General features: G+C 39.1%; 27 protein-coding genes and 1 tRNA gene. 5 read left to right on the top strand and 23 right to left on the bottom strand.

The features are described from left to right. Positions 1-51 precede the first annotated feature (51 nt). The 4 genes from P1X15_RS27320 to P1X15_RS27335 are packed head-to-tail and all read right to left on the bottom strand — an operon-like array spanning position 52 to position 3088. On the bottom strand, positions 52-1410 hold the full coding sequence (locus P1X15_RS27320; RefSeq protein WP_277341312.1) for an aspartate kinase: 1359 nt from the start codon (positions 1408-1410) through the stop codon (positions 52-54). Positions 1411-1447: 37 nt separating this feature from the next. Continuing rightward, complete coding sequence (locus P1X15_RS27325) at positions 1448-2089, bottom strand: alpha/beta hydrolase (RefSeq protein ID WP_277341313.1); 642 nt, start codon at positions 2087-2089, stop codon at positions 1448-1450. A gap of 4 nt (positions 2090-2093) precedes the next feature. After that, positions 2094-2351 carry a CBU_0592 family membrane protein gene (locus P1X15_RS27330; protein WP_277341314.1) on the bottom strand — a complete coding sequence of 86 codons (258 nt, stop codon included), beginning with the start codon at positions 2349-2351 and terminating at the stop codon, positions 2094-2096. 53 nt (positions 2352-2404) lie between these two features. Further along, positions 2405-3088, bottom strand: coding sequence for a glycosyltransferase family 2 protein (locus P1X15_RS27335; RefSeq protein ID WP_277341315.1), 684 nt, complete (start codon positions 3086-3088; stop codon positions 2405-2407). A 164-nt stretch (positions 3089-3252) separates the two neighbouring features. On the opposite strand from P1X15_RS27335, the gene bshC reads away from it, so the two are divergent. After that, positions 3253-4857 carry a bacillithiol biosynthesis cysteine-adding enzyme BshC gene (bshC, locus tag P1X15_RS27340; RefSeq protein ID WP_277341316.1) on the top strand — a complete coding sequence of 535 codons (1605 nt, stop codon included), beginning with the start codon at positions 3253-3255 and terminating at the stop codon, positions 4855-4857. A gap of 61 nt (positions 4858-4918) precedes the next feature. On the opposite strand, the gene P1X15_RS27345 is transcribed toward bshC, so the two are convergent. From P1X15_RS27345 to P1X15_RS27380, 8 genes are all read right to left on the bottom strand, one after another. Beyond that, the gene (locus P1X15_RS27345) at positions 4919-5254 is read right to left on the bottom strand and encodes a DUF2853 family protein (RefSeq protein ID WP_277341317.1); all 336 of its coding nucleotides are present in this window, start codon (positions 5252-5254) and stop codon (positions 4919-4921) included. 89 nt (positions 5255-5343) lie between these two features. Continuing rightward, a complete protein-coding gene (locus P1X15_RS27350; protein WP_277341318.1) occupies positions 5344-6051 on the bottom strand; it encodes a hypothetical protein in 708 nt (235 codons plus the stop codon). A 53-nt stretch (positions 6052-6104) separates the two neighbouring features. Continuing rightward, positions 6105-6524: a gamma-glutamylcyclotransferase gene (locus tag P1X15_RS27355; protein WP_277341319.1), complete on the bottom strand. Its 420-nt coding sequence runs from the start codon at positions 6522-6524 to the stop codon at positions 6105-6107. A gap of 9 nt (positions 6525-6533) precedes the next feature. Then, a complete protein-coding gene (locus P1X15_RS27360; RefSeq protein WP_277341320.1) occupies positions 6534-7301 on the bottom strand; it encodes a DUF481 domain-containing protein in 768 nt (255 codons plus the stop codon). 212 nt (positions 7302-7513) lie between these two features. Further along, positions 7514-8032 (bottom strand): DUF6992 family protein, encoded by a 519-nt coding sequence (locus P1X15_RS27365; RefSeq protein WP_277341321.1) that lies wholly within the window; start codon positions 8030-8032, stop codon positions 7514-7516. Positions 8033-8073: 41 nt separating this feature from the next. After that, entirely contained in the window at positions 8074-9150 is a 1077-nt protein-coding gene (locus P1X15_RS27370; protein ID WP_277341322.1) for a hypothetical protein, read from the bottom strand. 133 nt (positions 9151-9283) lie between these two features. Next, positions 9284-10108 carry a nucleoside triphosphate pyrophosphohydrolase gene (mazG, locus tag P1X15_RS27375; RefSeq protein WP_277341323.1) on the bottom strand — a complete coding sequence of 275 codons (825 nt, stop codon included), beginning with the start codon at positions 10106-10108 and terminating at the stop codon, positions 9284-9286. Positions 10109-10132: 24 nt separating this feature from the next. Further along, a complete protein-coding gene (locus P1X15_RS27380) occupies positions 10133-11224 on the bottom strand; it encodes a M20 family metallo-hydrolase (RefSeq protein WP_277341324.1) in 1092 nt (363 codons plus the stop codon). 105 nt (positions 11225-11329) lie between these two features. On the opposite strand from P1X15_RS27380, the gene P1X15_RS27385 reads away from it, so the two are divergent. Next, positions 11330-11674 carry a glyoxalase gene (locus P1X15_RS27385; protein ID WP_277341325.1) on the top strand — a complete coding sequence of 115 codons (345 nt, stop codon included), beginning with the start codon at positions 11330-11332 and terminating at the stop codon, positions 11672-11674. Here the strand turns inward: P1X15_RS27385 and P1X15_RS27390 are convergent. Continuing rightward, positions 11646-12449, bottom strand: coding sequence for an alpha/beta hydrolase (locus tag P1X15_RS27390; protein ID WP_277341326.1), 804 nt, complete (start codon positions 12447-12449; stop codon positions 11646-11648). The genes P1X15_RS27385 and P1X15_RS27390 overlap by 29 nt on opposite strands. Positions 12450-12781: 332 nt before the next feature. On the opposite strand from P1X15_RS27390, the gene hflX reads away from it, so the two are divergent. From hflX to P1X15_RS27405, 3 genes are all read left to right on the top strand, one after another. Then, on the top strand, positions 12782-14017 hold the full coding sequence (gene hflX / locus P1X15_RS27395) for a GTPase HflX (RefSeq protein ID WP_277341327.1): 1236 nt from the start codon (positions 12782-12784) through the stop codon (positions 14015-14017). 36 nt (positions 14018-14053) lie between these two features. Then, a tRNA-Arg gene (locus tag P1X15_RS27400) sits at positions 14054-14125 on the top strand. A gap of 135 nt (positions 14126-14260) precedes the next feature. After that, positions 14261-15460 carry a site-specific integrase gene (locus P1X15_RS27405; protein WP_277341328.1) on the top strand — a complete coding sequence of 400 codons (1200 nt, stop codon included), beginning with the start codon at positions 14261-14263 and terminating at the stop codon, positions 15458-15460. Positions 15461-16234: 774 nt separating this feature from the next. Here the strand turns inward: P1X15_RS27405 and P1X15_RS27410 are convergent. The 10 genes from P1X15_RS27410 to P1X15_RS27455 all read right to left on the bottom strand — a co-directional run bounded on the left by P1X15_RS27410 (position 16235) and on the right by P1X15_RS27455 (position 24905). Further along, a complete protein-coding gene (locus P1X15_RS27410) occupies positions 16235-17329 on the bottom strand; it encodes a hypothetical protein (RefSeq protein WP_277341329.1) in 1095 nt (364 codons plus the stop codon). Beyond that, positions 17322-17789, bottom strand: coding sequence for a hypothetical protein (locus tag P1X15_RS27415; RefSeq protein WP_277341330.1), 468 nt, complete (start codon positions 17787-17789; stop codon positions 17322-17324). Before P1X15_RS27415 ends, P1X15_RS27410 begins: the two co-directional genes overlap by 8 nt. Then, positions 17773-21234: a hypothetical protein gene (locus P1X15_RS27420; RefSeq protein ID WP_277341331.1), complete on the bottom strand. Its 3462-nt coding sequence runs from the start codon at positions 21232-21234 to the stop codon at positions 17773-17775. The genes P1X15_RS27415 and P1X15_RS27420 overlap by 17 nt, the downstream gene beginning before the upstream one ends. Before the next feature lie 535 nt (positions 21235-21769). After that, the gene (locus P1X15_RS27425) at positions 21770-22444 is read right to left on the bottom strand and encodes a DUF4145 domain-containing protein (protein WP_277341332.1); all 675 of its coding nucleotides are present in this window, start codon (positions 22442-22444) and stop codon (positions 21770-21772) included. A gap of 373 nt (positions 22445-22817) precedes the next feature. Then, a complete protein-coding gene (locus P1X15_RS27430; protein WP_277341333.1) occupies positions 22818-23108 on the bottom strand; it encodes a hypothetical protein in 291 nt (96 codons plus the stop codon). A gap of 200 nt (positions 23109-23308) precedes the next feature. Beyond that, a complete protein-coding gene (locus P1X15_RS27435; RefSeq protein ID WP_277341334.1) occupies positions 23309-23578 on the bottom strand; it encodes a hypothetical protein in 270 nt (89 codons plus the stop codon). Next, entirely contained in the window at positions 23575-23910 is a 336-nt protein-coding gene (locus P1X15_RS27440) for a hypothetical protein (RefSeq protein WP_277341335.1), read from the bottom strand. The genes P1X15_RS27435 and P1X15_RS27440 overlap by 4 nt, the downstream gene beginning before the upstream one ends. A 10-nt stretch (positions 23911-23920) precedes the next feature. Then, positions 23921-24277, bottom strand: coding sequence for a hypothetical protein (locus tag P1X15_RS27445; RefSeq protein WP_028668840.1), 357 nt, complete (start codon positions 24275-24277; stop codon positions 23921-23923). 24 nt (positions 24278-24301) lie between these two features. Further along, on the bottom strand, positions 24302-24667 hold the full coding sequence (locus tag P1X15_RS27450; RefSeq protein ID WP_277341336.1) for a hypothetical protein: 366 nt from the start codon (positions 24665-24667) through the stop codon (positions 24302-24304). After that, the gene (locus P1X15_RS27455; protein WP_277341337.1) at positions 24660-24905 is read right to left on the bottom strand and encodes a hypothetical protein; all 246 of its coding nucleotides are present in this window, start codon (positions 24903-24905) and stop codon (positions 24660-24662) included. The genes P1X15_RS27450 and P1X15_RS27455 overlap by 8 nt, the downstream gene beginning before the upstream one ends. Between the last annotated feature and the right edge of the window lie 29 nt (positions 24906-24934).

A 24934-nucleotide genomic window follows, 5' to 3' on the forward strand; every position in this document is an offset into this window, starting at 1 on the left:
TATGAACTATGTTGCCACTTCTAAGGGCTTTAGCCCTGACTTTGTTAGCCTCTACTGTGCATTGAAGATAGTCTTCATTGCATCTTCATAATAGAAGAGACGCTCGTTGAGGACATTAAGAGCTTCGGCTTTGTCTTTTGTCCATACCAAAATCGAAAGATTGTGTTCTGACGCCCCGTAAGAAATCATTCGGATTGGAATGTTTTTCATGGCTTCGAATACTTTCAGAGCGATTCCTTCTTTATCGGCTTTGAAGTCACCTACGATACAGATAATCGACAAATCGCGATCGTGTTCTTCCAAATCAGCGATTTCGCTCAAGTCCGCCGTGATTTCGTTCAAATGCGTATCATTGTCGATTGTTACAGCCACCGAAACTTCTGAGGTTGTAATCATATCTACGGGCGTTTTGTATTTTTCGAAAATATCAAATACCTTTTTCAAAAACCCGAAAGCATTCAGCATACGAGTCGAGTGGATATAAATAGCGGTAAGGCCGTCTTTGGCCGCAATCGCCTTGATTTCGCGGTCGGTAGTAGTGGTGGCAATCAATGTGCCAAAGGCTTTGGGCTCCATGGTATTTTTCAAACGGACGGGCACTCCGCGTAGTTTGGCAGGAGTGATGGTACTTGGGTGTAAGATTTTTGCTCCAAAATAAGCCAGTTCTGCGGCTTCTTCAAACGTCAATTCTCGAATCGGGAAGGTACGTTTTACGATGCGTGGGTCGTTGTTGTGCATTCCGTCGATGTCGGTCCAGATTTGGATTTCTTCGGCACGAATTGCGCCCCCAATCAACGAGGCGGTGTAGTCAGAGCCACCGCGTTTGAGGTTGTCTACTTCGCCACGAGGATTGCGGCATATAAAGCCTTGAGTCACGATGATTTGCTTCTCTGGGTGATGTCCCAGCATATCGCTCAACAACTCTTCAATTTTTTCCAATTCAGGCTCACCATCGTGGTCAATACGCATAAAATCCAAGGCAGGCAATAGTACTGAGCTTTCGCCTACTTCTTCCAAATACGCTTGGAACATCTGCGTACTCATGATTTCGCCTTGAGCTACTAATTCTTTGTCTTGTTTAAGGCCAAAAGGACGGCTTTTCAGTACTGAACGAATGAAGTTAAACTCATTGTCAACAACGGCTTGTCCTTTCTGGAGTCCTTCTTCGGTACTATATAATTCTTTGATAAACGCGTCGTAGTGTGCTTTGAGAGCATCTACTTTCTGTTGTACTTCGGCTTCATTGTTTGCCTTGGCCGACTCGCCCATCGAAATCAAAGCGTTGGTGGTTCCCGAAAGTGCCGATAATACTACGATTTTGCGGCCGCTATCTGCCGTTACTAGATTTCTGATTGAGTGCATCCGTTCGGGTTTTCCTACCGACGTACCGCCAAATTTCCAAACTTGCATTTTGTTACTGAATTATTATTGGTGAGTGGTGATTGAATCAAATCTGATGTTCTATGATATTACTGATTTCTGATGCTTTGTTTAAAATCATCAAGTGCCCTCCACCTGCTATTAATAGGGTTGGATGGAGGTATTTAATGGGAAGAATTCGGTCTTTGTCTCCGTGAATGTGAACCACATTTGAGGGAACAACCGTATTTTTCCAGTGCACAATTTGAGTTAAAGCCCATTTCAAAAATCGCCCGTCTGTCTTTTTTAATATAGATGCTAAAAGAAGGCTTTCTTCTTTGTGTTTAACTCCAAAAAACCAATCCGTAATTTTTGTATGATGCTTAAAAAATTGAATAGGGATAAGTTTTAGAATATTCAAATAACCAAGAATACGAAAATAAACAGGGATTTCTTTGAAGGTTTTTGCACTTGAGACAATAAATACTTTTGCTTTAGGTTTCAACTTTGCTATTTCGGTGGCTAGCATTCCCCCAAATGAAACCCCTACAATAATTGGCTCATTTTCAACTATAAATTGGGATAGTAGTCGCTTGGCATATGCTGCTAGATGTTCGTTTTGAAAAGGTGAGAGCCACTGCACAAAAACGTGTTCAAAACAAGAGAGAGCTATATGTTGGAAAACTCGCTCATCAGCCCCTAACCCTCCTATCAGAAAAACCTTTTTCATGGCTTTAGGAAACAGATTTTTCTTTTCCTCGTTTGAGCATTCCCCAAAGAGCAATCCCTACCCAGATGATATTGACCACGGCGGAAGGAATGGCGCCATAAGTAAGAGTATTCACAATGAGAAAAGCACTTCCCAACAAATTAGCCCACAAATACCCCTGTGAATTAGGATGTAATCGACCACTGATATTGAGAGCATAGGCTCCTACTACCAATACTGAACCCACCCAACCAAGAATATCTATGATAAGACGCTCTGTCATTTTTTAAAATTTTCCGCAAAATTACACGATAAATCCGTACAATCTCATCCCATTTACCAATACTTGAAAATTGTCGTAATAATCTTATAACCTGCTAAGACAACGCCCTTTATGGTACCTGATATTTTAGAAAAACCAATTCGTTTACGATACCTTACTGGTACCTCTGTGCTTTTAAGACCCTGTTTGGCCGCTTTAAGTTGCATTTCGACGGTCCAGCCGTAGGTTTTGTCTTCCATGTCAAGGGCTAATAGTTTATCCCATTTAATAGCCCGAAAAGGACCCAAATCAGTATAACGAACTCCGTACAAAATACGTAAAAGTAAGGTAGCCAGCCAGTTGCCAAATACTTGCTGTGGGGTCATAGAGCCGCGTTCACGCTTCCCCAACGCCCTCGACCCAATGACCATATCGTAATTTTGTTCCAAAATAGGTTTTACAAGATGAGGAAGTTCTTCGGGATAATCTGAATGATCACCATCTACAAAAACAATAATATCGGGTGGTACCGACAAAGACGCAACATATGCCATACCTCGAAGACAAGCCCGCCCATAGGCAGGAAGAGGCTCATATACTACGGTAGCTCCAGCTTTAGTGGCATTGATAGCCGTATTGTCGGTTGAACGATTGTCTACCACCACAATTTCGCGGACCCAATTTTTGGGTATTTCAGCAATCACTTGTCCAATAGCCGACTCTTCGTTATAGGCCGGAATAATGACGATAATATTCAAATTGAGTCCTGTTTACAATTTTCAATTAGGAGAATGCAAAGATAGGGAAACTTTACCGCTAAGTGTTTGGTTTAGGGATTTAGACACAGGACGTTTGATGGAAAATATCCTACTTTTTTAGTATTCTAACATCAACTAGCCTATCTCCAACTTTTCTCAAAAACATGCACTGTCAAGCTTTACCACTCGCATCAACGGGCGCGTTTCCACCGCTTTTTTTAGATTATATTTCGCAAAAAGCTCAGCTTCAGCCATTTTATGGTCATTTTCCTACGCTTGCCAATTTTGAAAAACAAATAGCCCTAAAAAGTTCTTTTGAGGCACGCCATAGAGAGGTGTTGGTAGAAGTTTTGGAAAGGCAGTATAGTCAGCTGAGCTCCAAACCCGACTTTTCGGTATTGAATGACTCTAAGACTTTTGTGGTAACCACGGGGCACCAACTCAATATATTTACGGGACCTCTGTATGTGATTTATAAAATCATCACTACCATCAATCTAGCCCGAGCCCTTCAAGCGGCTTATCCCGAGTATCGATTTGTGCCGGTGTATTGGATGGCTACCGAAGACCATGATTTTGAGGAAATTAGTTATTTTAGTCTTTTTGGTAAAAAATATACTTGGCAAACTCAGCAAAAGGGCGCTGTAGGTCGGATGATTCCGCGTGAACTAGGAGAAGCGCTTAAGATTTTGCCTGAGCGAGTACCTGTATTTGAGAAAGCCTACTTGCAGTGCCACAATCTCGCCGATGCTGTAAGATGCTACATGAATGATTTGTTTGGAGCCGAAGGGCTAGTGTGTATTGATGGCGATGACGATGCCCTAAAAAGATTGTTTTTACCTGTCATCAAAGACGAGCTTACCTCTTCTCATGCCTATACTTTAGCTACTCGCACTACTCAGCAAATCGAAGATTTGGGGTATCATACGCAAATTTCGCCGAGGGAGATTAATTTGTTTTATCTGGAAGAGGGGCTGAGGGAGAGGATTGTCAAAGAAGGCGAAGCGTATCGAGTACTCAATACCGATTTGGTATTTTCGGAGGCAGAAATATTGGCAATCGCCGAAGAGCATCCTAAGCGTTTTAGTCCCAATGTAGTACTAAGACCCTTGTATCAGGAGATTATCTTGCCTAATTTGGCCTACATTGGAGGGCCTTCTGAAGTGCCTTATTGGTTACAACTTAAAGGTATTTTTGAGCATTTTGAAGTGCCTTTTCCGATGTTATTGCCGCGCAATTTTGCCCTTTACATCAATGCAGCTAACCGCAAACGGGCCGAAAAACTAGGAGTAAGCGTTGAACAGATGTTTTGGGATGATGTAAAGCTTCGCAAGACTTTTGTAGAAAAGACCTCTACTGCTTCTTTAGAACTAACCGATGAAAAAAAGGCTATTGAAAAGGTCTTTGTGGAAATTTTATCCAAAGCGTTGGTCATTGATAAAACTTTAGAAGGAGCAGTAAGCGCCGAAAAAACGAAGATTCTGAATTCTTTAGATAACTTGGAGAAACGTTTACAGAAAGCCGAAGAGCGCAACTATGAAACAGAAGTGAATCAATTGCTAGGATTGAAGGCAAAGCTATTTCCAAATGGTGCTTTGCAAGAAAGAAGTGATAATTTTCTGAATTTCTATTTGAATGATAGTACTTTCTTTCAAAAACTATTCACTCATTTTGACCCACTAGATTTTAGCTTTAATATCCTGACAGAAGATGAAACCGAAGCGGATCATGAGGACAATCTTCTCAATGAATTAGAACAAAAGAAGTAAAAATTATCAAATAAAAAGGACGAGCCACAAGCTCGTCCTTTTTATTTGATAGCCCATAATCTTATGAATAAATAGCTTCTTTTCCGAACTTTTTGACGAGCAAATAGTAAAATACAACGCGTAATTTACGATTTATTCCTTTTAAAGTCGCCACAGTTTCAGCAATAGCGGCGTCCAAATCGGGACCATCTTCTAAACCTAATTTCCCAATCAAAAAATTGTTTTTGACGCGGGCAAGTTCTTCTGGGTCAGAAGAGGCCACAAGCGATGAGTCCTGATTGTAAATAGAAGGGCCTAAGCCTTTTGCTACGGCGGTTAAAAGGGCTTCATCTGCACCTATTCCCACGTTGCTTAATTGTTCGATGGATTTTTCTATCACTTCAGTAAATGCGCTCATTGGGTTTTTTTTTAAGGTGAAAAATTGATTAAATAAAAAAAATGAATCGAATAATCGAAAAAAGCTATTAATTCTGCAAGTTTTCTAGATTATTTTTTGATTTTTTTATATATATTCCAACACTGCAAAACCTCATAAGTGAGGTCATAGTCGGTTGAAAGTAATAAAAACTCTTCCGAAAAATCACAAAAATAGCGGAACCGTTCAAGTTGCGTACCGCTTAGGCTCGTAGCTTGGCCTGCAATAGCCCCAAATCGATAATGAGCCAAATCGCGCCGCCTTTTTTCTTGCATCAACATGGCTACTTTGCGGTCTTCTTTGGCCGATTTGCTAAACAATTCGTATAGGAGAGAAATGGGAGATTGAGCCATAGAAAGGGCATCTCCAAAAGAAAGGTTTTTGCGGGCTTCAGGCTCAGCTAGAACTTTTTCTATTTCTTTTTTGAGTTGTTGTTCTCGTTTTGAAGTTACTTTCACTTCTGGTAATTCTATGGCTTTATCGAGTTTTTTGAGAAAAAGCTCCACTTCTGCGTCGCTACCGTCCCAGCTAAAGGCCCCACGGTGGTGAGTCAGAGTACTGATTTCAATGGAATCGCCTTTTGAAGCATCAATAAAAAACACCCCGTTTTTGTTGGTACGAGTCATTTTTTTATTGGTCAAATTAGTGACAGTTGCTAGTTCAATCCCTTTTTTTGAGTCTACATCCAATACGTGCCCTATGACGTATTTGTTTTGGGAATGTGTACTCAAAGACCACAAACAAACAATAATAAAGATATATCTAGGTAAGGTATTCACAGGTTAGCGAAGGGGGTATGTCAGACAAAAACGTATGAAATGGTGAAATGTTGCTACTTCTTCACAATCCATTTTCGATAATCACCTTCTGTGATAAGGGTAAAAGCTTGAACAGGACGGCAAAATAAATATGTCCAGCATTCAATTTGCTGACCAGAAGGGAGTATAACGGGGACTTGTTGGCGAATATACTCAGGATTTCGAGAATAAATACCTTCGTAGCGATCCAAGGCTGCTATATTTTTCTGAAAATCATCCAATTCCCAGATTTCGCCGTGTATGCACAGTGGGCTGTCGGGTAGATAAATAGCCCCTGGATAATGCCCCAAATCATACAATTTGCCCTTCAGTAAAGCTTTTCCATGCCAGCGAGCGTTTTTTTGTAGCTTGCGCGAAAAGGGATTGTCAAACCCCTGCATCAGGGTGCCATACACAAAAAGCAAGTTAGGATTGGAGGATAACGCTGTATTCACGGTTAGGGGTTATTTTTGGATAGCTAAACCGATAGTCCACCGAAAATCATTGGTTTTGCGCCCTGGCACTACAAAACTTTCATAGGTATTTTCAAACTTGGTACGAAAACTAATCGCATTGCTCATCTTATAAGCCAGCACTAAGTTGCCATTCCAACGGAAATTGTTGCGCATTGAGAATGCCGGTTGCAAAAATACAACCGAAGTGACCGTAAACTTTCCGGCTTTATCAGGGGCAAATTCGCCCAATAAACGGGTTGAGTTGCGCCATACATCAATGTCAGTACGCTCAATGAAATCGGTATTTTCGTATAATATCAGATTGGTAATTGAAAAATAAGCATTTTTTTTCTGAATCAATTTGAAACCTACACCAGCCGCTTGTATCCAACGACTACGGATATTGCGTAGATTGCTCCGCTCCCAAGAGATAAACCCCAACCCATAAATGGATTTCTGATGCCAAAAAGAACCTCGTATGTCGGCCGCAAATTCTCTTTCGGCAAGCTTTCCGCTTTGTTGACCATAAATAAAAGAAGGGCTACTTGATAACTTAAATTGGGAAGTAGGTTTCCAATCAAAAGCGCTCGTGAGCTGAAGCAGTAAGCGCTCTGCGTTGCCACTAGAGGCAGTCCCATCTGCCGAAAAGCGGTAGAAAAATTTTTGAATGCTATCTTGTTCGGCTTGAGCTACTACAGGGGTATCTTCGTCAATAGCAGCACTATCTTGGGGAGCTACTTGAAGGGTGTCGGTAGGCACTTGGAGCGAATCAGGCACGTTTTGAGCCAGCGCAGAACTACAAATAATCAAACCCAATAGGCATAGATATAGGAAGAAGCGTAGCGTCATAAGTCGAGTGAAGGAGATTTTTAGGTCTCTCAAATAGGCCTAACCTAAACTTTTTGAGCCACAAAGATAGCTTAAAACTTGATGATTACGCCAGTTGAGTTGAAAGCGACTTTATCTAGCAGCTGATGCAACTTTGGATTTTAGGAGCGATGAATCAATAAATTTGTTACGTCAAAAAGCAGTAAAAAACCCCCTTGCGCTACGATAGCTTGCCCAAAACCTCGAAATCTATCATGGCGCTTGGGGTCAGATTCGGCCTTGGATTTGTCCATGAGCCATAGTCCACTCGTCACATATGCTACATCCAATCCAGAGTTGAGAAGGAGGCTGTTTTGTAAGCCATAATGCTCCCGAATGACCGAAGACAGAGTAGGAGCATCCCTTTTTTTGTAAAGATGCACTAACCCCAGCCCTGCAATACCTGCATTAACAGCATTCCAATAGAGATTCATTTCGTGAAAATACTTCGTGCTTCCCTGCGCACTTCCGATGCCGATACCACTCACCGCCAAATTGGCAACCGACCACCCAGCCAAAGTCCAAGTACTGACTTTTTGGAGTTGCTGCTGTTTTGAAAATAAGTCTTGGGGGGTATGTTGGGCAAAGACAGACAAAACATTGACCAAAAGTATCAATAAAGCGAAGAAGAGCCTTTTCATGAGATTGAGCACTGATTGATGATGTAAAATCTGACCACTTACTAGAGGCCACTCAACCAGATTTTTTGACTGACTCGTTGGCCTTCATAATATCCTACTATCCAATACCAGCCAGCGGGGGCAATTGTTTTGAAAATATAATCATCCCCTCCTAAGGGTTGCCATTCAAAAGCCATAGACTGTCCGTTTAGACTCACCAATCGGAGGTCGGAAGGCACGAAGCGGAGCAGACGCACACGAATATTAGAAGAAGAGGTGGGATTCTGATAAAAACTAATGTGAGGGCTACCTTCTCCAAAATAAACAGCGATAATTTTAGAATAAACGAATTTGCCATCACGGTCTACTTGGCGGAGGCGATAGTAGTTTACTCCTAGCAGGGGTGATTCATCAATATAATGATAACGACTCAATGCACGCGTGTCTCCAGCGGCGTTTTGGGTATGGAGCGTCGAAAATTCGTGGAGGTTGTGACTTCGTTGTACATCAAAAAAATCGGAGTTTTTCTCCCAAGCAGTTTGCCAATGAATCTCGATATTTTGGGCCAAACGTTGGGCTTTAAAAGAGATAAGTTCGACAGGCAAAGGCACCAACAAAACAGTACCATTGAGGCGGAGGTTATCAATGCGCAGCGTACCTAAATCATCTCCAGCGGCATAGCCATAAAGTCGGAAAGTAACGGTATTTTCTAATTCGGTGAAGGCTACCGAAAAATCAGGATTGCTTGTAGATTCGCTCACCGAGGCCGTACCGATGTTGTTGCTAAATCCGTCTTGATTGGAGCGTAGAGCTACTTGGGTAGGCCCTTGAGCGGAGCGGTTGCACTCAAAAGACACGGAAGTAATAGAAAAGCGATAGTTTTGGGGAGTGACCGAAAATTCGACGTATTTGCCAGTGTTTAGGCCGCCCGTTGTCCAAAGTCTAATACTGATAGCATTGCTTGGATAGCCTGCTAGGTTGATTCCAGTCAAGCCAGCCGAAGAGGCACTTACGTTAGCATTGTTGGTGCTGCCGCCATTGTTTCCGTCAAAATTCCACGAAGCCGCAAACGGGGCTTGAGCTTGCACCGACAATGCAACCAAAGAAAAAAACAAAATACGTCCTAAAAGCCCCATCATTTTCAACTTCTTTGAAAAATATATTATGCCCAACTAATGCCATAGAAAGTTTCTTTAGGCAATGATTATGACGCATAAAGCACAAAGAAGTCACCACTAATGGATGAGTAGAGTATGGCTTTTTAATTCAGACTTACAGTGATTTAGCCTTGTTCCAATATTCATCCATTTCTCCCAATGTCATCTCAGCTAGATTTTTGCCATCGGCGCGAGATTGAGTTTCGAGATAGGTAAATCGCTTGATAAATTTCTTGTTGGTACGTTCGAGGGCGGTTTCGGGATTAATATCAATAAAACGAGCGTAGTTGACCAATGAAAAAAGTAAATCCCCGAATTCGCCTTCGGCTTTTTCTTTATCAATCAGAGAATCATCTTCGGCATTGAAATGCTCTTTAAATTCTTGCATTTCTTCTTCCACTTTCTCCCATACTTGTTGTTTTTGTTCCCAATCAAAACCCGCTCCGCGCGCTTTTTCTTGAATACGCATGGCTTTTACCAAAGCAGGCAACGAAGTGGGTACGCCACCCAACACCGACTTATTGCCTTCTTTGAGTTTGATTTGTTCCCAGTTTTGTTTTACCTGCTCTTCCGTATCGGCCTGTACATTGCCATAAATATGCGGATGCCTTACAATCAACTTTTCACAAATTCCGTGCAATACATCCGAGATATCGAAAGTGTTGGTTTCGGAAGCAATCTTGGCATAAAACACTAAGTGGAGCATAATATCGCCTAGTTCTTTTTTGATTTCGGGCAAATCATTTTCCAAAATCGCATCCGAAAGCTCATAGGTTTCTTCTATCGTCAGGTGACGCAAGCTCTGAATGGTCTGTTTTTTATCCCACGGGCATTGGGCACGAAGATCGTCCATGATATTGAGCAGACGGTCAAAGGCGAGCAATTGTTGGATGCGTTCGGCGGGGAGTTCTGCCAAAGAAGAACGAGTTTCGGCGGGCATAGTTTTTACTTGTTTTGGAAAAAATTACTTTTCAACAATCACATCTTCGAGCATCTTGATATACTGAGCGATACCTTCTTCGATTTCGTGAAGGTAAATAAACTCATTGGCGGTGTGCGAGCGGCCCGAATGCCCAGGTCCCATTTTCAAAGACGGACAATCAATCAGGGCTTGGTCGGAGGTGGTCGGAGAGCCGTAGGTATGCCGCCCTAACTTGATACCTGCTTGTACGATAGGGTGCGCTAGCGGAATACTCGAAGGCCGCAAACGAATCGACCGAGGTTGCACTTCCGACTGAATATGCCGACGAATCGTATCGATGATTTCTTCCAAAGTATATTGCTCTGTCACACGGACATCTACCGTAAATTTACAGGTATCGGGTACTACGTTGTGTTGGCTACCGGCATTGATGATAGTGACCGACATCTTGATAGGCCCAAGCGTAGGCGATACCTTCTCAAATCGATAGTTTCTAATCCACTCAATATCTTGGATGGCTTTATAAATAGCGTTTTCGCCTTCTTCGCGTGCGGCGTGGCCCGATTTGCCATGAGCCACACAATCCAACACCAAAAGTCCTTTTTCGGCTACGGCGAGGTGCATCTCGGTAGGCTCGCCCACAATCGCAAATTCGATAGGGGGCAAGTCGTCGATAATCATCTCTAGGCCTTCGCGCCCTGAGATTTCTTCTTCGGCGGTAGCTGCCAAAATAACATTGTGGCTCAGAGAAGGGTTATTATAAAAATGACAAAACGTAACGATAAGCGACGTAAGACATCCGCCGGCGTCGTTGCTACCTAAGCCATAGAGCTTGCCCTCTTCTTCCAAAGGCTCCAAAGGATTGAGCGTCCAAGAGGGATTGGGCTTGACAGTGTCGTGGTGGGAATTGAGCAAAATCGAGGGCTTGGAAGCATCAAAGTGCTGATTATAAGCCCAAATGTTGTTTTTTTTACGATGAAAAGGAATACCTTTTTGAGTCAGAAATGCTTCAATCAAAGCGGCGGTTCCTTCTTCTTCGCGGCTGAAAGATTGCGTCGAAATCAATTGCTTTAGGAGCTGAATCGCCTCCTGAGCCAACGTAGTATAAGGAGAAATTGTCGTATTTTCAGACATAAAGAATGAGTTTGTCTCGGGCAAAGGTACGGTTTTTATGCCATAGTCCATATCAAGCGCCTCTTCTGATAACAATGTATATGATTGAACAACGAAAAAACAAATATGTCTATTTCAGAACAAATCCAAAACGAAATCCTGAGACCTATTCTCAAATCTCAAAATAGTCTACTATTGCTTTTGTTTGAAAACTATCTGCGAAAAAAGAAAGTAGAGTGGGAGCGTTATGCTCAAGAAGACAAAGTAAAGTACATCGAAAACACCCTCCGCAAAGATTTTCAGTTTAGGGGTGTTTTGTTAGGAACGATTGTCGGGCATCTTACCCCTGCTCAATACCAGCTCTATCAACCGCTCGAAGAAGAACTTAATAAACGCATTATGAATATGATGAGCAAGCGACTTTGTTCTCCATTAGAGATAGTTAGGGTAGGAATAGGTGATCAAGCTTGACTTTATAAATAGCAAATGTATCCAAATGACGATGATGACCGTTGGGTAAAGTCGTAAGCTGAATTTTGGAAGGATAAAGCCGCTGTAAAATCTGACTATTTTGATAAGGGACGGTGCGGTCGCGTGTTCCGTGAAAAATATAAATAGGGCAACTGACTTGAGCTAGGCAGCTATCGGTTCGAAACTTATAGCGGGTGAGCCATTCATACGGAAAAAGGGGAAGGTGCGTGTGACCCAACGTAGGAATACTCGCATAAGGTGCTTCCAAAATGAGCATTCGGGGGTGATTGTGGGCCGCAAGATGCGCGGCCATGCCCGTTCCTAACGAATAGCCGTACACAATAATCGAATCTTCGGAAATGTGTTTTTTGAGGTAATCATACATCAGTTGGGCATCTTGATGTAAAGCTGCTTCGGAGCGTAAGCCCGTGCTTTTGCCATAGCCACGATAATCGTACATGAGCACTTCATAGCCTCGCGCTAAAAAACGCGGGGCATATTCTTTTCCCCAGCGGGCTAAGTTGTCGCGATTGCCATGAAAAAACAAAACCGCTCCCCGTCGAAGCGAATCAGGAACGGAAGGCTTGGGAAACCAAAGAGCATTCAGATTTGCCTCACGATTGGCGAAATTCAACTCTTGAAATGACTGCGGAAACTGAAAACGATAATCGGGTGGGAGCGTAGTGGGGCGAAACAAAACGAGCGGATGTAGCCACCATATCAGTACAGTTAGGAGAAGATAGCCTATCGCACCAAACCGAAAAATCTTTGTCATTAGCAGGATGAAGTGGCTTTGCTGTGGTATTGAAAAAGCTAAATGTAGGATTTTTTTGGAAAACAAAATAGGGCATAGGCTTTTGAAAGTCAGTATAAGCCCTTAACTTAGTGGTAAGTACTGATGCAAAAATAGACTTTCCAAGTTTTATGCTTATAAGTTTGATAATCAGTAGTTTTATAAACTTGGAAAGTCTAAACTAATTATGCGTAATTACTTAATTGATGAAACTTTCTGGAAAACAAATAAGTTATAAAAGGCCTGACAAACGCACAAATAGCTCTTCATAACCCATTTTCGCGTATTTGGCGTGTGTTCAGTGATTATAGAATATGATATCAACTGCAAAAAAACAAGAAACAGCCGTATTAGTAGCTGTAACTACCCAACGCCAAACCGCCGAGCAAACCCAAGAATATTTGGAAGAGTTGGCTTTTTTGGCTTCTACTTTGGGGGTTCAGACCATCAAGACCTTCACCCAAAAACTCGAATATCCCGACAATCGGACGTTTGTGGGAAAGGGACGTTTGGAGGACATCAAAATCTTTGTGACCGACAATCCCGTGGACATGATTATTTTTGATGATGAGCTTATCCCCTCACAAGTTCGAAACCTTGAGGCAGAGTTTAAAGACATAAAAGTGCTTGATCGGAGCTTGTTGATACTTGATATTTTTGCGATGCGCGCCCAAACTGCTCAAGCAAAAACCCAAGTGGAATTGGCTCAGTATCAGTATATGTATCCCCGTTTGACGCGAATGTGGACTCACTTGAGCCGCCAAAAAGGGGGCGTAGGGATGCGGGGTCCGGGAGAGAAAGAGCTTGAGACCGACCGCCGGATTGTGAAAGACAGGATTGCGTTTTTGAAAGAAAAACTGGAAAAAATCGACAAACAAAGCATCACGCGTCGTAAAGAACGGAGTCGATTGGTGCGGGTCGCTTTGGTGGGTTATACCAACGTGGGCAAATCTACGCTCATGCGTCGTTTGGCCAAAGCGGATGTATTTGCCGAAAACAAATTGTTTGCTACCGTCGATTCGACCGTCAGAAAAGTGGTGCTCGACAATATCCCTTTTTTGCTGACCGATACCGTCGGGTTTATCCGAAAACTGCCTACCACGCTCATTGAGTCGTTCAAATCTACCTTGGACGAGGTACGCGAAGCCGATGTACTGCTTCATGTGGTAGATATTTCACATGCTTCTTTTGAGGAGCAAATCGAGATTGTGAATCAAACGCTGACCGAAATCAAAGCCGCTGATAAGCCTACTGTTTTGGTTTTCAATAAAATAGATGCCTACCATCCCAAAGAAGAGGCTTTTGACGAAGTAGTAGAAAACGAAGGGGTAGAGGTCGTAATCCAACAGACCAAAGCCCTCAGTTTGGAAAAGCTCAAAAAGAGCTATCTTACCGGAAAAGCCGACCATGTAGTGTTTGTATCGGCCCAAAACAAAGAGAATTTGGATGAGCTACGAACCAAGGTATTTGAGCTTGTGAAGAGCAAACATTTCATGATTTATCCAAATTGGTTGAATATGCCCTTCACAGACTTTGATTTTGCGGAATAGTTTTCTGAAATTTGCGGGCAAATAACCCAAAGGTTAGACCTCGTAGTTCAACGGATAGAATAAGCGTTTCCTAAACGCTTGATATGGGTTCGATTCCCGTCGAGGTCACTTTTTAAGTTTATGGCAACCCGTGGTGATACAAAAAACCCCTTAAATGAGCAGTTTAAGGGGTTTTTTGTTTATTTTCGCATCGCCATGCATCACCATAAATCTAAAAATGTTTCAGTAAAATGTTTCAGTAAAATGACTGTTGTCCCTGAGCTTAACAACCGGCCTAATAAAGACGGGCTTTATGCGATTCAAATCAGAATCACCCAAAATAGAAAGTTGAAAAGGATTACCCTTGAATATGCGGTACAAGTAAAAGATTGGAACGCCGAAAAAAGAGAAGTACGTAAGTCTAATCCACTTTATGCGGCTATTAACGCCGCGATTAAAGCGAAGGTAATTGAAGCCCAACAAGAAATACTGAAGAACCAAGTTCAGAATAAACCGCTAACGGCCTCACAACTGACCAAACGATTGAGGAAAGAGATTGTGGGGGAGAGTTTTATCAAGTTTGCCCAAAAGCGTATCGACGATATTCCCAATCCTACCACCAAAGGAAATCAGCAAGGGACACTCAATAAGTTTAAAGAATTTTTGAAAGGAGAAGATTTGCTATTTCCTGAGCTAGATTATCAGCTTATCAAAAGTTATGAAAGGTATCTGAAGAAGAGAGGCAATGCCATTAACACAATCCATAAAGATTTAAAGAATTTGCGAGCGGCTTTCAATGAGGCAATTATATCTAATGCTTATGATGCCGACAAAAACCCTTGGCATAGAATCAGGCTTGTCACCGAAAAAACAGTGAGAAGAAGACTATCACCACAAGAACTTTTAAGAGTGGAGCAATTCCCTTTGAAGCTCGAAACAGTCGCCTATCATAGCCGACATGCTTTTATGTTGTCGTTTTATTTACAAGGTATTCGGGTTACTGACCTTCTCTTGTTGACTTGGGATAATATTAAAAATGGGCGTTGTGAATATTTTGCTTCTAAAACTAGGAAGTTTAGCTCAAAAAAAATTCCCAAACAGGCACTTCAAATTTTTGAATATTTTCAGTCACTACCTCCTAATGCCCAAGGCTTTATTCTTCCCTTTGTAAAGCTCAATCCTCAAAAAGTGACACTCAAAGAACTTCGTGATCATATTGAAAGCATCAATGCCCAAATCAATGGACACCTATATGATATAGCAGAAAAACTAAGTATTCCGCGTTTCAGTATGCACACCGCAAGGCATACTTTTGCCAATAACGCCATTCGAGCTTCAGGAGGTAATATTCATGCTGTTTCGGATGCTTTGGGGCACAGTAGTATTCAAATTACAGAACAGTACTTTGACTCTGCTTACCGTGAAGAAAATGATGACTTAGGAGATTTGGTTTTTGGGAAATGATAAAAGTTCAGACTTATGTCGTAGTCTATTCTTCATAGGTTTAATATTCTTGCAGGGTAACATCATTCATTTTGCTATCATTTTGAAGTTGTGCTTTTGCGGCTCCTGTGATGATCAGCTCAATGGCCACTTTAATTTGATAGCAAAATCATTACTCAGGAATGCAAGCTTTGCAAGTCGACCTTAAAACTTGCTATCAAATAGTTTCGTTGTAGGTTAGAGTGAGTTGTTTTTAATAGAAAGTAACGTTTTACCATTTGGCACATATGAAAATATGGAAGGGACTAATACGCCAATGCATCCTTAAATATAAGAAGGTGGGAAAGTTCACCCTACCCTATCTTTAATTTATAAACAATATTCTGAGTTACCAACACCTCCAGACCCCTATTGACAAAAACATAGTTTTTAAAGATTTTTTTGTTTTTCATCCAAAGGAAGGCGGGGATTTTCAGCACTAAACTTCATTAGAAACATAAAATTTTATTTAGTACTTTACTGTCATAGAAGAAGGGGCCCGCCGCTCCTGCAAAACGGCTGTTGGCCGCTGGTGTTCTGTCTGCTCGTCTTTGTAAACCATTGTTAGTGTTGAATTTTAGGGTCATTGTCAGTTTACTTCTTATCTGCCTGTCGGGTTGTATAAGGCGTTTTTTGTTTTTTAAAAGGGTCGGTATTTTTTTACAATTTTTATTGAGGTGTCATTGCAAGCTCTTGACAAAGATTTGGTCGGTACTTTGACTCGTAGGGCTTAGGTAATGTGCTTGAATAATCATTCTATTTTAAAATATAATCTGAAATATCATCAATTAATTTCTTGAAACTATTCAATGCAATATTTTTTTCAGATTTACTCAAACTCAAAATGTATTGTACAAACGCCTCTTTGCAGTCATTCTTAACGCAGTTTAAAAATAAACTTTCTTCTTCAGTCAAACCTAATGTTTGTAAATAGTCTTTTAAAGATAATTCAAATTTATTCCATTGCTCAGGATTGGTGAGGATGCTATCAGCATTACTTCTTGGCTCTAACCAAAGTTGATTTTTTGCATATTCCCAAACACTTATGCTAAACATTTCCTCCAAAGTTATAGGCAGGTCTAATCCTTTATTTTTGATAGGAATTATATGTCTTGCATACGAAGGGTTAAGCTTGATAAGTTTAAATGTTTTACTCTCAGCCGACTCATCTTTAATTACTCTCTTGACTTCATCCGTTGCTTTTTTTCCTGCTAAATCACCATCTAACAATCCAACAGCCTTAATGTAGTTGTCTGTTCTTCTGAGAGAATGAGCCCAAACAATTATTTGTCTTGCCACCCAACTTGCTCCTGCATTTGTTTCTGATCGAATAGTAATCAGGTCTAGTAAATCTGGTTTGAAAATTCCAATAGATTCTTTTAATATTCTCTCATCCGTTTTTCCCTCTACAAAAATTGTTGGTTTTATTTCTATTGTGGCACCCTGTTTAAAATTACACTTAATTATGTGTTTTATTATTTCTATAATAGGTTTGTTCCATTCATTGCTTTCAGCTTTATAATTTACTATCTGCCAAATATTACTTAAATCTTTGCATTCTTCTGAATATTGGCTTAAACTAATAATAAAGAATGGTGATTTAATAGTGGGCTTACGATTAATCTCTGATAAGAGATTTTTGCCTGTTTCTAAGCTAGGTTCTTCACCATTTCTAATTGGGAGATTAATGTCAAGAATTAGTAAGTCATATTGTTTTGAAATTAACTGTGTCTGAGCTGAAATGAAATCAATAGCAATATTTACATAAATGTCATTTGACAATTTTCTAATTACTTTAAGGATGTTTGCAACTTTGTCATTGCTGTCGTCAACGATTAAAATATCAATCATTATTAAGGGCTTTTATCAATAATCTTAACTCATCTTGCCAGTTGTTTTCTCTTGCGTGGTAGAAAACCGAACCCATATATAAATCGGGAAACTCTTCTTTAAGTGAGTTGTCTATTTGAGATAACGTAATAGACAAATCACTTTCACCAAAATCATCAAACATTGTTATTAATATTGTTTTTAAAGGGCGTTTTTTTCTTATAATTTCCCGTAATACCTTATAGCCTCCAAATTTCTCATAAGGTCCACCCGACTCTAATGGTGATTTGTCATAAGTGGGAATGCTCATATCAAGGAGTAATAAATCAAATTCATTTTTAAGTATTTCCCTAATTCCACTTTGATATGATTCTCGGATAATAAAAATTTCGCAACTCAGTGTTTTAGTGATGAATTCTTTAATATCTTCTATTTTTTTTGAATCATCCTCGATGAGTATAGTTTTAGTTTTCTTCATCATATTTTGGGATATTTAAAAATTCAATTGATAATTTAATTGTGAGAAAATTGTCTTGTATGCTGAAGTCAAAATGATAAGACTCACAGCCCAAATCGAAAGCTATTATCCTTCTTATCTTATTGAAGCCACTGCCACCTTCAATATCAATGTTTTCAAAGTCATCTGATGAAATATCCCATTTGTTCTTAACTTGTTGTAATTTGTTTCTTAAATCATCTTTGTTGACTTTGTCTGATAAATTATTTCTAAATGAGATTTCTAAAAACTCATCATCTGTTACTTTAGATGAAATCTCAATATCTAATTCACTTGGATGAACTTTAGAGTGGTTTATAATATTGTCTAGTAAAATTCTACATATATAAATTATGTGAATAGTCCCAACCATTGGTATTGAGTTTTCTTCAATAATTTTCGGGTTTAGTCGGCTGTTTGGGTAAATTGTATTTGTGATTTGAATAGCCGTTTGAATTAAAACCTTCAAGTCTAGTATTAAATCTTTGCTTGTATTTGAAAGAAAAAACCATTCAGATATATTCTTTAGTTCATTTTGTATTTTAGTACCACATAGTCCAATTGCATTTGTCAATTCAGGGAAACTTAATGAGCCAATTATATCTTTTACATCAGTATTAAAATCTTGAAGAATCCTGTTGTAATTGTCTTTTACCTCACTGTTTATTATATCTCTTATTTTTGATAGTAACTTCTCAGTGTTTCTCTGTAAGTATTCAAAAACAAAGCTCAAAAAAATGTTATGGTCCTTGATGTTCTCTCTTGCTGTGGCAAACAGAAATGCTAACTCATTATTTGATATGCTATAATCAAATAGTGCTTTGGATTTCTTTAAATGTTTTTCTGTCTTAACCTGAATTAATTCTTTAATTAGGAACTCAGTATACTCGTCTATGGATCTTGAAAATTTTTTTATTGACTCTTGTATTTTCGTCCTTTTGTCCATTAAAGCAGATGGGGTTGCATTATTCCAAGCGTCAATTTCCAAATAGACATTGTCTTTATCTCTTTGTGAAATAATATTTTCAGATTCAAAAGTACTTCTAATATGATTAAGTAAAGTCCCGTGCCTTATTCGTGTACTTAAATATCCATCCAAACCATATTCTTTGCTTAAAAGAAACTTGTCTCTTATTTCAAAAAATATTACTTTAAATGAGATAAATGCTGGGTCGTTAGTGTATACTACCTTAGTGCCTAATAGCTCATCTAAATTTGCATTTGATAATTCATTAAGAAGCTGGGCTGAAGTATCAATACCCCGGAGTTCATTGTTTTTACTATATGTTTCGATTTCTTTATAACGGTTAAAAGCTTCTTTTACATTGTTTGTTTCATTATTTCTAAGCTGTTGAACATTTACTGTTATTCTGCCCTTATTTACCTCTCTTATTGCTTTCCTTATATTAACATTTTGGTTTAACTCAGTTATTTCTTTAATATATGAATCTTCATTCTCATTGTCTATCACAATTAATTTATTGAGAATATTAAGCCTCTCATTTTCTATATCATCAGTTCCATTAAAATGATATGAATGGTGCATTACTTCTATAGTACAAACCTCCTTAAGAAAAAAAATCATTTTTTTGTCAGGTGTTTCAATCTTATTAAATAAATCTGTAGGTCGTGATATGAACTGATTTTCTAAGTAAGTATCATATGCTACATATTGCTGATATGAATCAATTGATGCTACTTTGTAAAAAATTGGTAACTCAATAAGCTCTGCTAATTTTTCTATTTCCCCATTTTCAATTGCTTCTAAAAGTTTAATTTTATTTAGCCTTTTGGTGGTTTCTTTTTTCTTTAAAAATTGTTTTACAAAAAGGCAACAGGCTTCTTTGTTTAACTTTAACTTGATATAGCACCTAAACAGATTAACAATTAATTCTTCTTCGTACATTGAATTGATAGGATTCATTTTGAGTAATGACTCAAAATGAATCATTGCTTCTTTAAATTTTAATGCTTTCATTAATGCCCTGCCAAAATGCAATTCTCTTTTTGAGATGGTTAAGTTTGAGTTTATAGCTATCGCTTCATAGTTTCCATTTATTATGTTTGATAAAATTTTAACTGAAATTTCTAACTCTCTATTTTTAGATAATTCACGAATGATATCGTCAATATTTTGTTTGTCTGAATAGTAAATAATTCTTGGATTTTGTATTTCTGAATGTATTATATATTGTATTGTAAATAATTTGTTACCATTGCTAACCGATGTCGATGATTTTATCAGACTTAAGAATTGTTTTGACCAATTTGTGGCAGAAAATGAAGTGCAAATTTTTAAACCTAAATCTATTGTTTGTTCAATTTTATCTTGACTTGTATAAATATTAAATAATGTAGTTAGTATATTCTTTATATGCGTAGGAAAATTGCTAAAACTCGCTTCTAAGTTACTTTCAATAATAGATTTTATGTAAATCTCATAAACCTCAATTATACTTGGGTATAAAAGAATGAGTTTTTGGGCATTCGAAATGCAGTACTTATAATTGCCTATAGAATATTCATTAATATATTGGCTTATTTCATAATTAGTAGGTATTTTATTTATAAAAGAATAATCTTTAATACTTAAAATTTGACAAAGCTGAGTGTCCTCAGGAAATAATTCATGAAGTTCTTTTGTGATAAGTAATAAGATGCCTGAATATTCGCTGAAGTGTGATGTTAGTAATTCTGATAATACGTCCTTTAAAATTAAATATCTGTCTACTAAAGGCGAAGAGCTTTCTACGAAAAGCAGAAATGCTAAGTTTTCGTAGCCAGTAAAAGCAGAGTAGTTTAGACGAAAGCATAAGTATTCATATAGTAAGGGATGATGGTGTTGGAGTTCACTAATTTGATTACTAAAGATATTTAAATACCTGAAATATGAGATTTTGGTTTCTGCTTTCTTGCTTAAATTTTCAATAAATAGTAATACCAGTGGGTCTTTAACGATTTCTGAAAGCGAACTTACTTCATTCCAGTTTGATTGGACTCCTTCCTTATGTTCTTTTAATAGTAATTTGTTTTCAATTAACCAATGAGACTTCCCTGTAAGTTTTTCAATTTCTTGTAGCATGCTTTCAGCCAAGTCGTAATTTTCTAATAAAAAAGCTGACTCAAAATCGCTTTTTAATTTAATGAAAGATTTGATAGTTAGTTTATTTTCCCCAAGATTAATTAAATAAAAAGCTGATTCTCCAATAAAATTTCCTGAAAATGGGGCTGTTTTCTGCTTTCTTAGGTCAGAATAATTTTTTGCTACTAGGTTACTTCTAAATATTGACTTTATGAATGGGTGATTAGAAATGTTTTTATAAATCTTTTTAATTTTTAATAAATCATCTTCTTGTTTTAAATGTCTTAGTAGCAAGTAATTGTCATACTTTGGATGGAATAAATGTTTTCTATATTCTTCAATATTCATACTCAAATTTAGTTAAGTGTTATGAGGGAGTTATTCTTTTAGCTTTGCGGAAGGGTGTCTTTGTTCGTTAGGGAGGGGCAAATGTGTTACTTGCAATTGGTATAAAATTGTTTTTAAATGCGGGTAGAAAAAAATAAAAAATATAAGCTCAATAATGAATATCGGCTTAATTATTGTTCGTTTAAAATATCGTTTCTATGTCTTTATTCAACTGTCAAAAAGGTTTACTTTTTCTGTTACCCGTTTACTGGGCATTTAGTTGTCTTTATACACTTACTACCAACGGTTCTGGGCTTGTAGCAGGTGGGAAATTTGAAACTCGAAAGTCTGAACGTTAGCCCACTTGCGACAAACCCGTGTTATCCGCATCTGCTTTTTTGTCTGCAGATAAAATGCCCCTAGAAACAAAGCAAATTGCGAGTATAAATGTTATCATTAGCGTCTTTAATGTGTCTAGTAGAATAACAAAAATGCTTAAAATAAAAACAATTTGACCAACTATTGTAAACTTAACAGATTGTCAAATTTCTAAAATTTAATTCATTTCGGCATTCATTGATTTCGTTTGTTCTTCAAGTTCAATCCATGAAATAGACAAATATATAAACTGTTTTAAATCTTTTAAATCCTTATTTTGCCATTTTCTAACATAATGAGCTTCGTCATTTCCAAGCCAAAAGGCTTTTGTTGCACTATTCTTTATGTTGTCATTTGTTATAAAGTCGTTGATTACTTTTTGTAGCCTGTGATCGTTTGCTATTTGTTCTGATTTGTCTGTGAACTGTAAAATAAGGTAATCTTTTATCAAAAATTCAAGTGCTTTTCGATAGCCAACTCCACAAATTTCTAATAAATCATGTTGTTCAGCAATGTAAGCCTCGTTATAAATTTGGCAAAATTTTGGGGATATGTTTTTTATGATTTCCGAAAAGTCCTTGTTTTTAAACCTTCCAAATGATGTTTGATTTTGAAATATGAATTGATTATGGTCGTGTTGAGCATTTTTATAAAAAGCTATAAAAGGCATATTGCAATTTTTCTCATCTGGACACGATAATAGAGCATAAGAAAATTCGACTCGTCCGTGATATAAAAAAATAGGTATTGGTTGTATTTTAGAATGACAATGTGGGCACTCTTTTGGAAAATCAAATAGAAAATGTCGGTGTCCTTTATTACAAGAAATATTGCTATTATCGTTTTTTGTCATAAGTGCCTAAAAGTGTAAAATTGTCAAATGGGTGTCTTTTTTGCACTTGCACCCAACATAATATAGACGCAACTATTACGCCTATACCCCAAATATACCCACTTTCAATAAAATGTACCTAATAATTTCATAGGATGTTATGCAATTTTTTTTTCAAAATGAGCAACAGCTAAACAGACATGGCATTTTTAGCCCAAAATCGCCCATTTTGCTATCATTTTGGGGTTGCAAAAATGTAGCTACAGCTGAAAGTTTGGAAAAAATGCTATCAAAATCCTTGCTCAGGGACAAAAATTTTTCAAGTCCGGGCATGAATTTGCTATCAAAAAAAAGAAGGCTGCACCCAATGAAATGGGGCAGCCTTTTGGGGGGCTTACTTCTTTTTAGCAGCCGCGATACGGCTAAATACCATTATCGGAATTCCTATGACCATCACTATGACCATCACTATTGCCACCAGTAGTATGACGAACAATGTTTTGGCATATCGCCTTAGGGGGCGTAGAAAAATGGAAACAATCAGTAAAACAGCACTTACAGCCCCCACCCCGATGCTACTGTTCCATAGTTTGGAGATAACATCCTCTTTTCTAATGATGTTGGGGTTAACCGCGTCGTCTTGGGTCGTAGGAGGGGGTGATAACCCATTGGCAGTATCAGCCATGTTGAAAGAAATTTAAAAGTGGAACCATATAAAAATACCCCTTTCGGGCAATCAGGGTCATTGGAGGATTTTTTTAACAAACCTCCCTGCCATCGGCAGAGAGGTTTTGTACCACCCAAAAAATAAAACCTAAGAATGAGAAACCTATCCCTCAAACGAAAGATAGATTTACTTTGATAGCAAACAAAAAAAGACGCCCCCTAAACCTCATGAGCCACTTCGCCAAAGGGCTGGACAATGGCCTCATTTGACAAGGAATACAAGACAAAAAATTCATTCAATCGTGGGCCTTTATGGGCAGGTTTGACCAAATGCGTCGCTTTGGTGTGTTGCAGCTCAGAAAGCAGCTTTCGCGGGCATTTTTGGTAAAAAATAGACCTGTTTAGCCCCAATTTCTTCAAAGCTTTGGAAATCACCCACCCCCTTTCGACCATGTCCAACAAAATAGGAAATGCCTGCTCGTACTTCATGCTTTGAGTTGGTTAGGCTTGACCCAAATCTTGAAGGGTTGACGTCGATTTTTGAACCACCCCGCCAACACCATCCAATCTTGGCACCACCCCTTTCCATAGCGAAGAATACACCAAAAAGAAAGGGTAGGGAGTTGGATTTCCACCCTCGTAACTTTACCCAAGCCGTCGGTTTGTCGTTGTCCCGTGGGCGTACCTAGCTTGAAACCTTGGGGCAAGCTCAAAGTCGGTAAGCGGGTAGGACAAACGGGCAAGGCCATTCCCTTAATCTGGTTGTGATGAGGGTAGATGATGATAAACAAAGGGCTGAGGGCACAAACGGGGGATTTCATGGAAAAGGGATTAGTAAATACCAAGGCTACGCAGGTAAAGAATGGCACGGTAAGGCAAACGAAGAAACTTTCGGTAGCCCAATTGGTGCAACTGGTGAGCTTGCTCAGGAGTCAACAACCGAAACAAATCGCCCTGACTCAACCCGCATTGTTTTTCATAGGCGGTCAGGCTGACGAGTTGAGTTTGGTAGTCAGGCAGGGGAAATACCTCAAGGAGATAATCCAATGCCCCTCTGGTGAGCAATCGCTTAGGACAATAGCCCATTTGTTTCAAACGGGATTGTTCCTCAGGGGTGAGGGCTTGCCAGAGCTGTCCCCTTTGCAATCCCGACGCCTCCTCATACTCGTAGAAAAAACATCTTTTCATGGCTGATAAAAGGATAGAAAAGATTTATCGTCGAGGCGAACCACTGTTGGAATCATCCTCCTCGGTAGAGCGTCGGGGCGAACCTCCATTGTCATCATCATCATCTTCTTCCTGCTGCGATTCATCCTTGTCTGCCCCCCTCCGTTCGGATCCTTCCGTTTCCTGGGAAGGTTCTTGGGTTTTGTTGGTTGATTTACCGTCGGTGTCTTGATTGGCCGTGGTGTTGTTGGGCTTATTGGTCAAAGGTCGAATGAAGATTAGGTAAAAGAACAGTAATAGAGCCATGACGATACCCAAGACGGTGAGGATGATTTTAAGCAGGGAGGAAGTGGGTTTGGCGGGTTCTTGCAAGGGCAAACCCCCCAAATAGCGTTGTTGTAAATCATTCATGGGATTGAAGTACATCTAAAATGAGTTGAGAGATAATTTGTAGTTCAGCCACGACAAAATCGTGGGTTAAACCCGATTCAATGGACATGATTTCGTCACCGTCGAGTTGGTAACTAGCGACGACCTTCAAAGGCACATTGGGGTTGTCTTTAAAGACCTTTTGAGCGCGTTTTGCTTCGGCCAACATCTCACGGAGTTGTTGGGGCGAACATTGGTTAAGGTCTTCTTGGAGAATCATAGCCGTAAAAGGGGGGATTTAGGCTTTAG

This window comes from Runella sp. MFBS21 (assembly GCF_029433105.1).
GTDB lineage: Bacteria > Bacteroidota > Bacteroidia > Cytophagales > Spirosomataceae > Runella.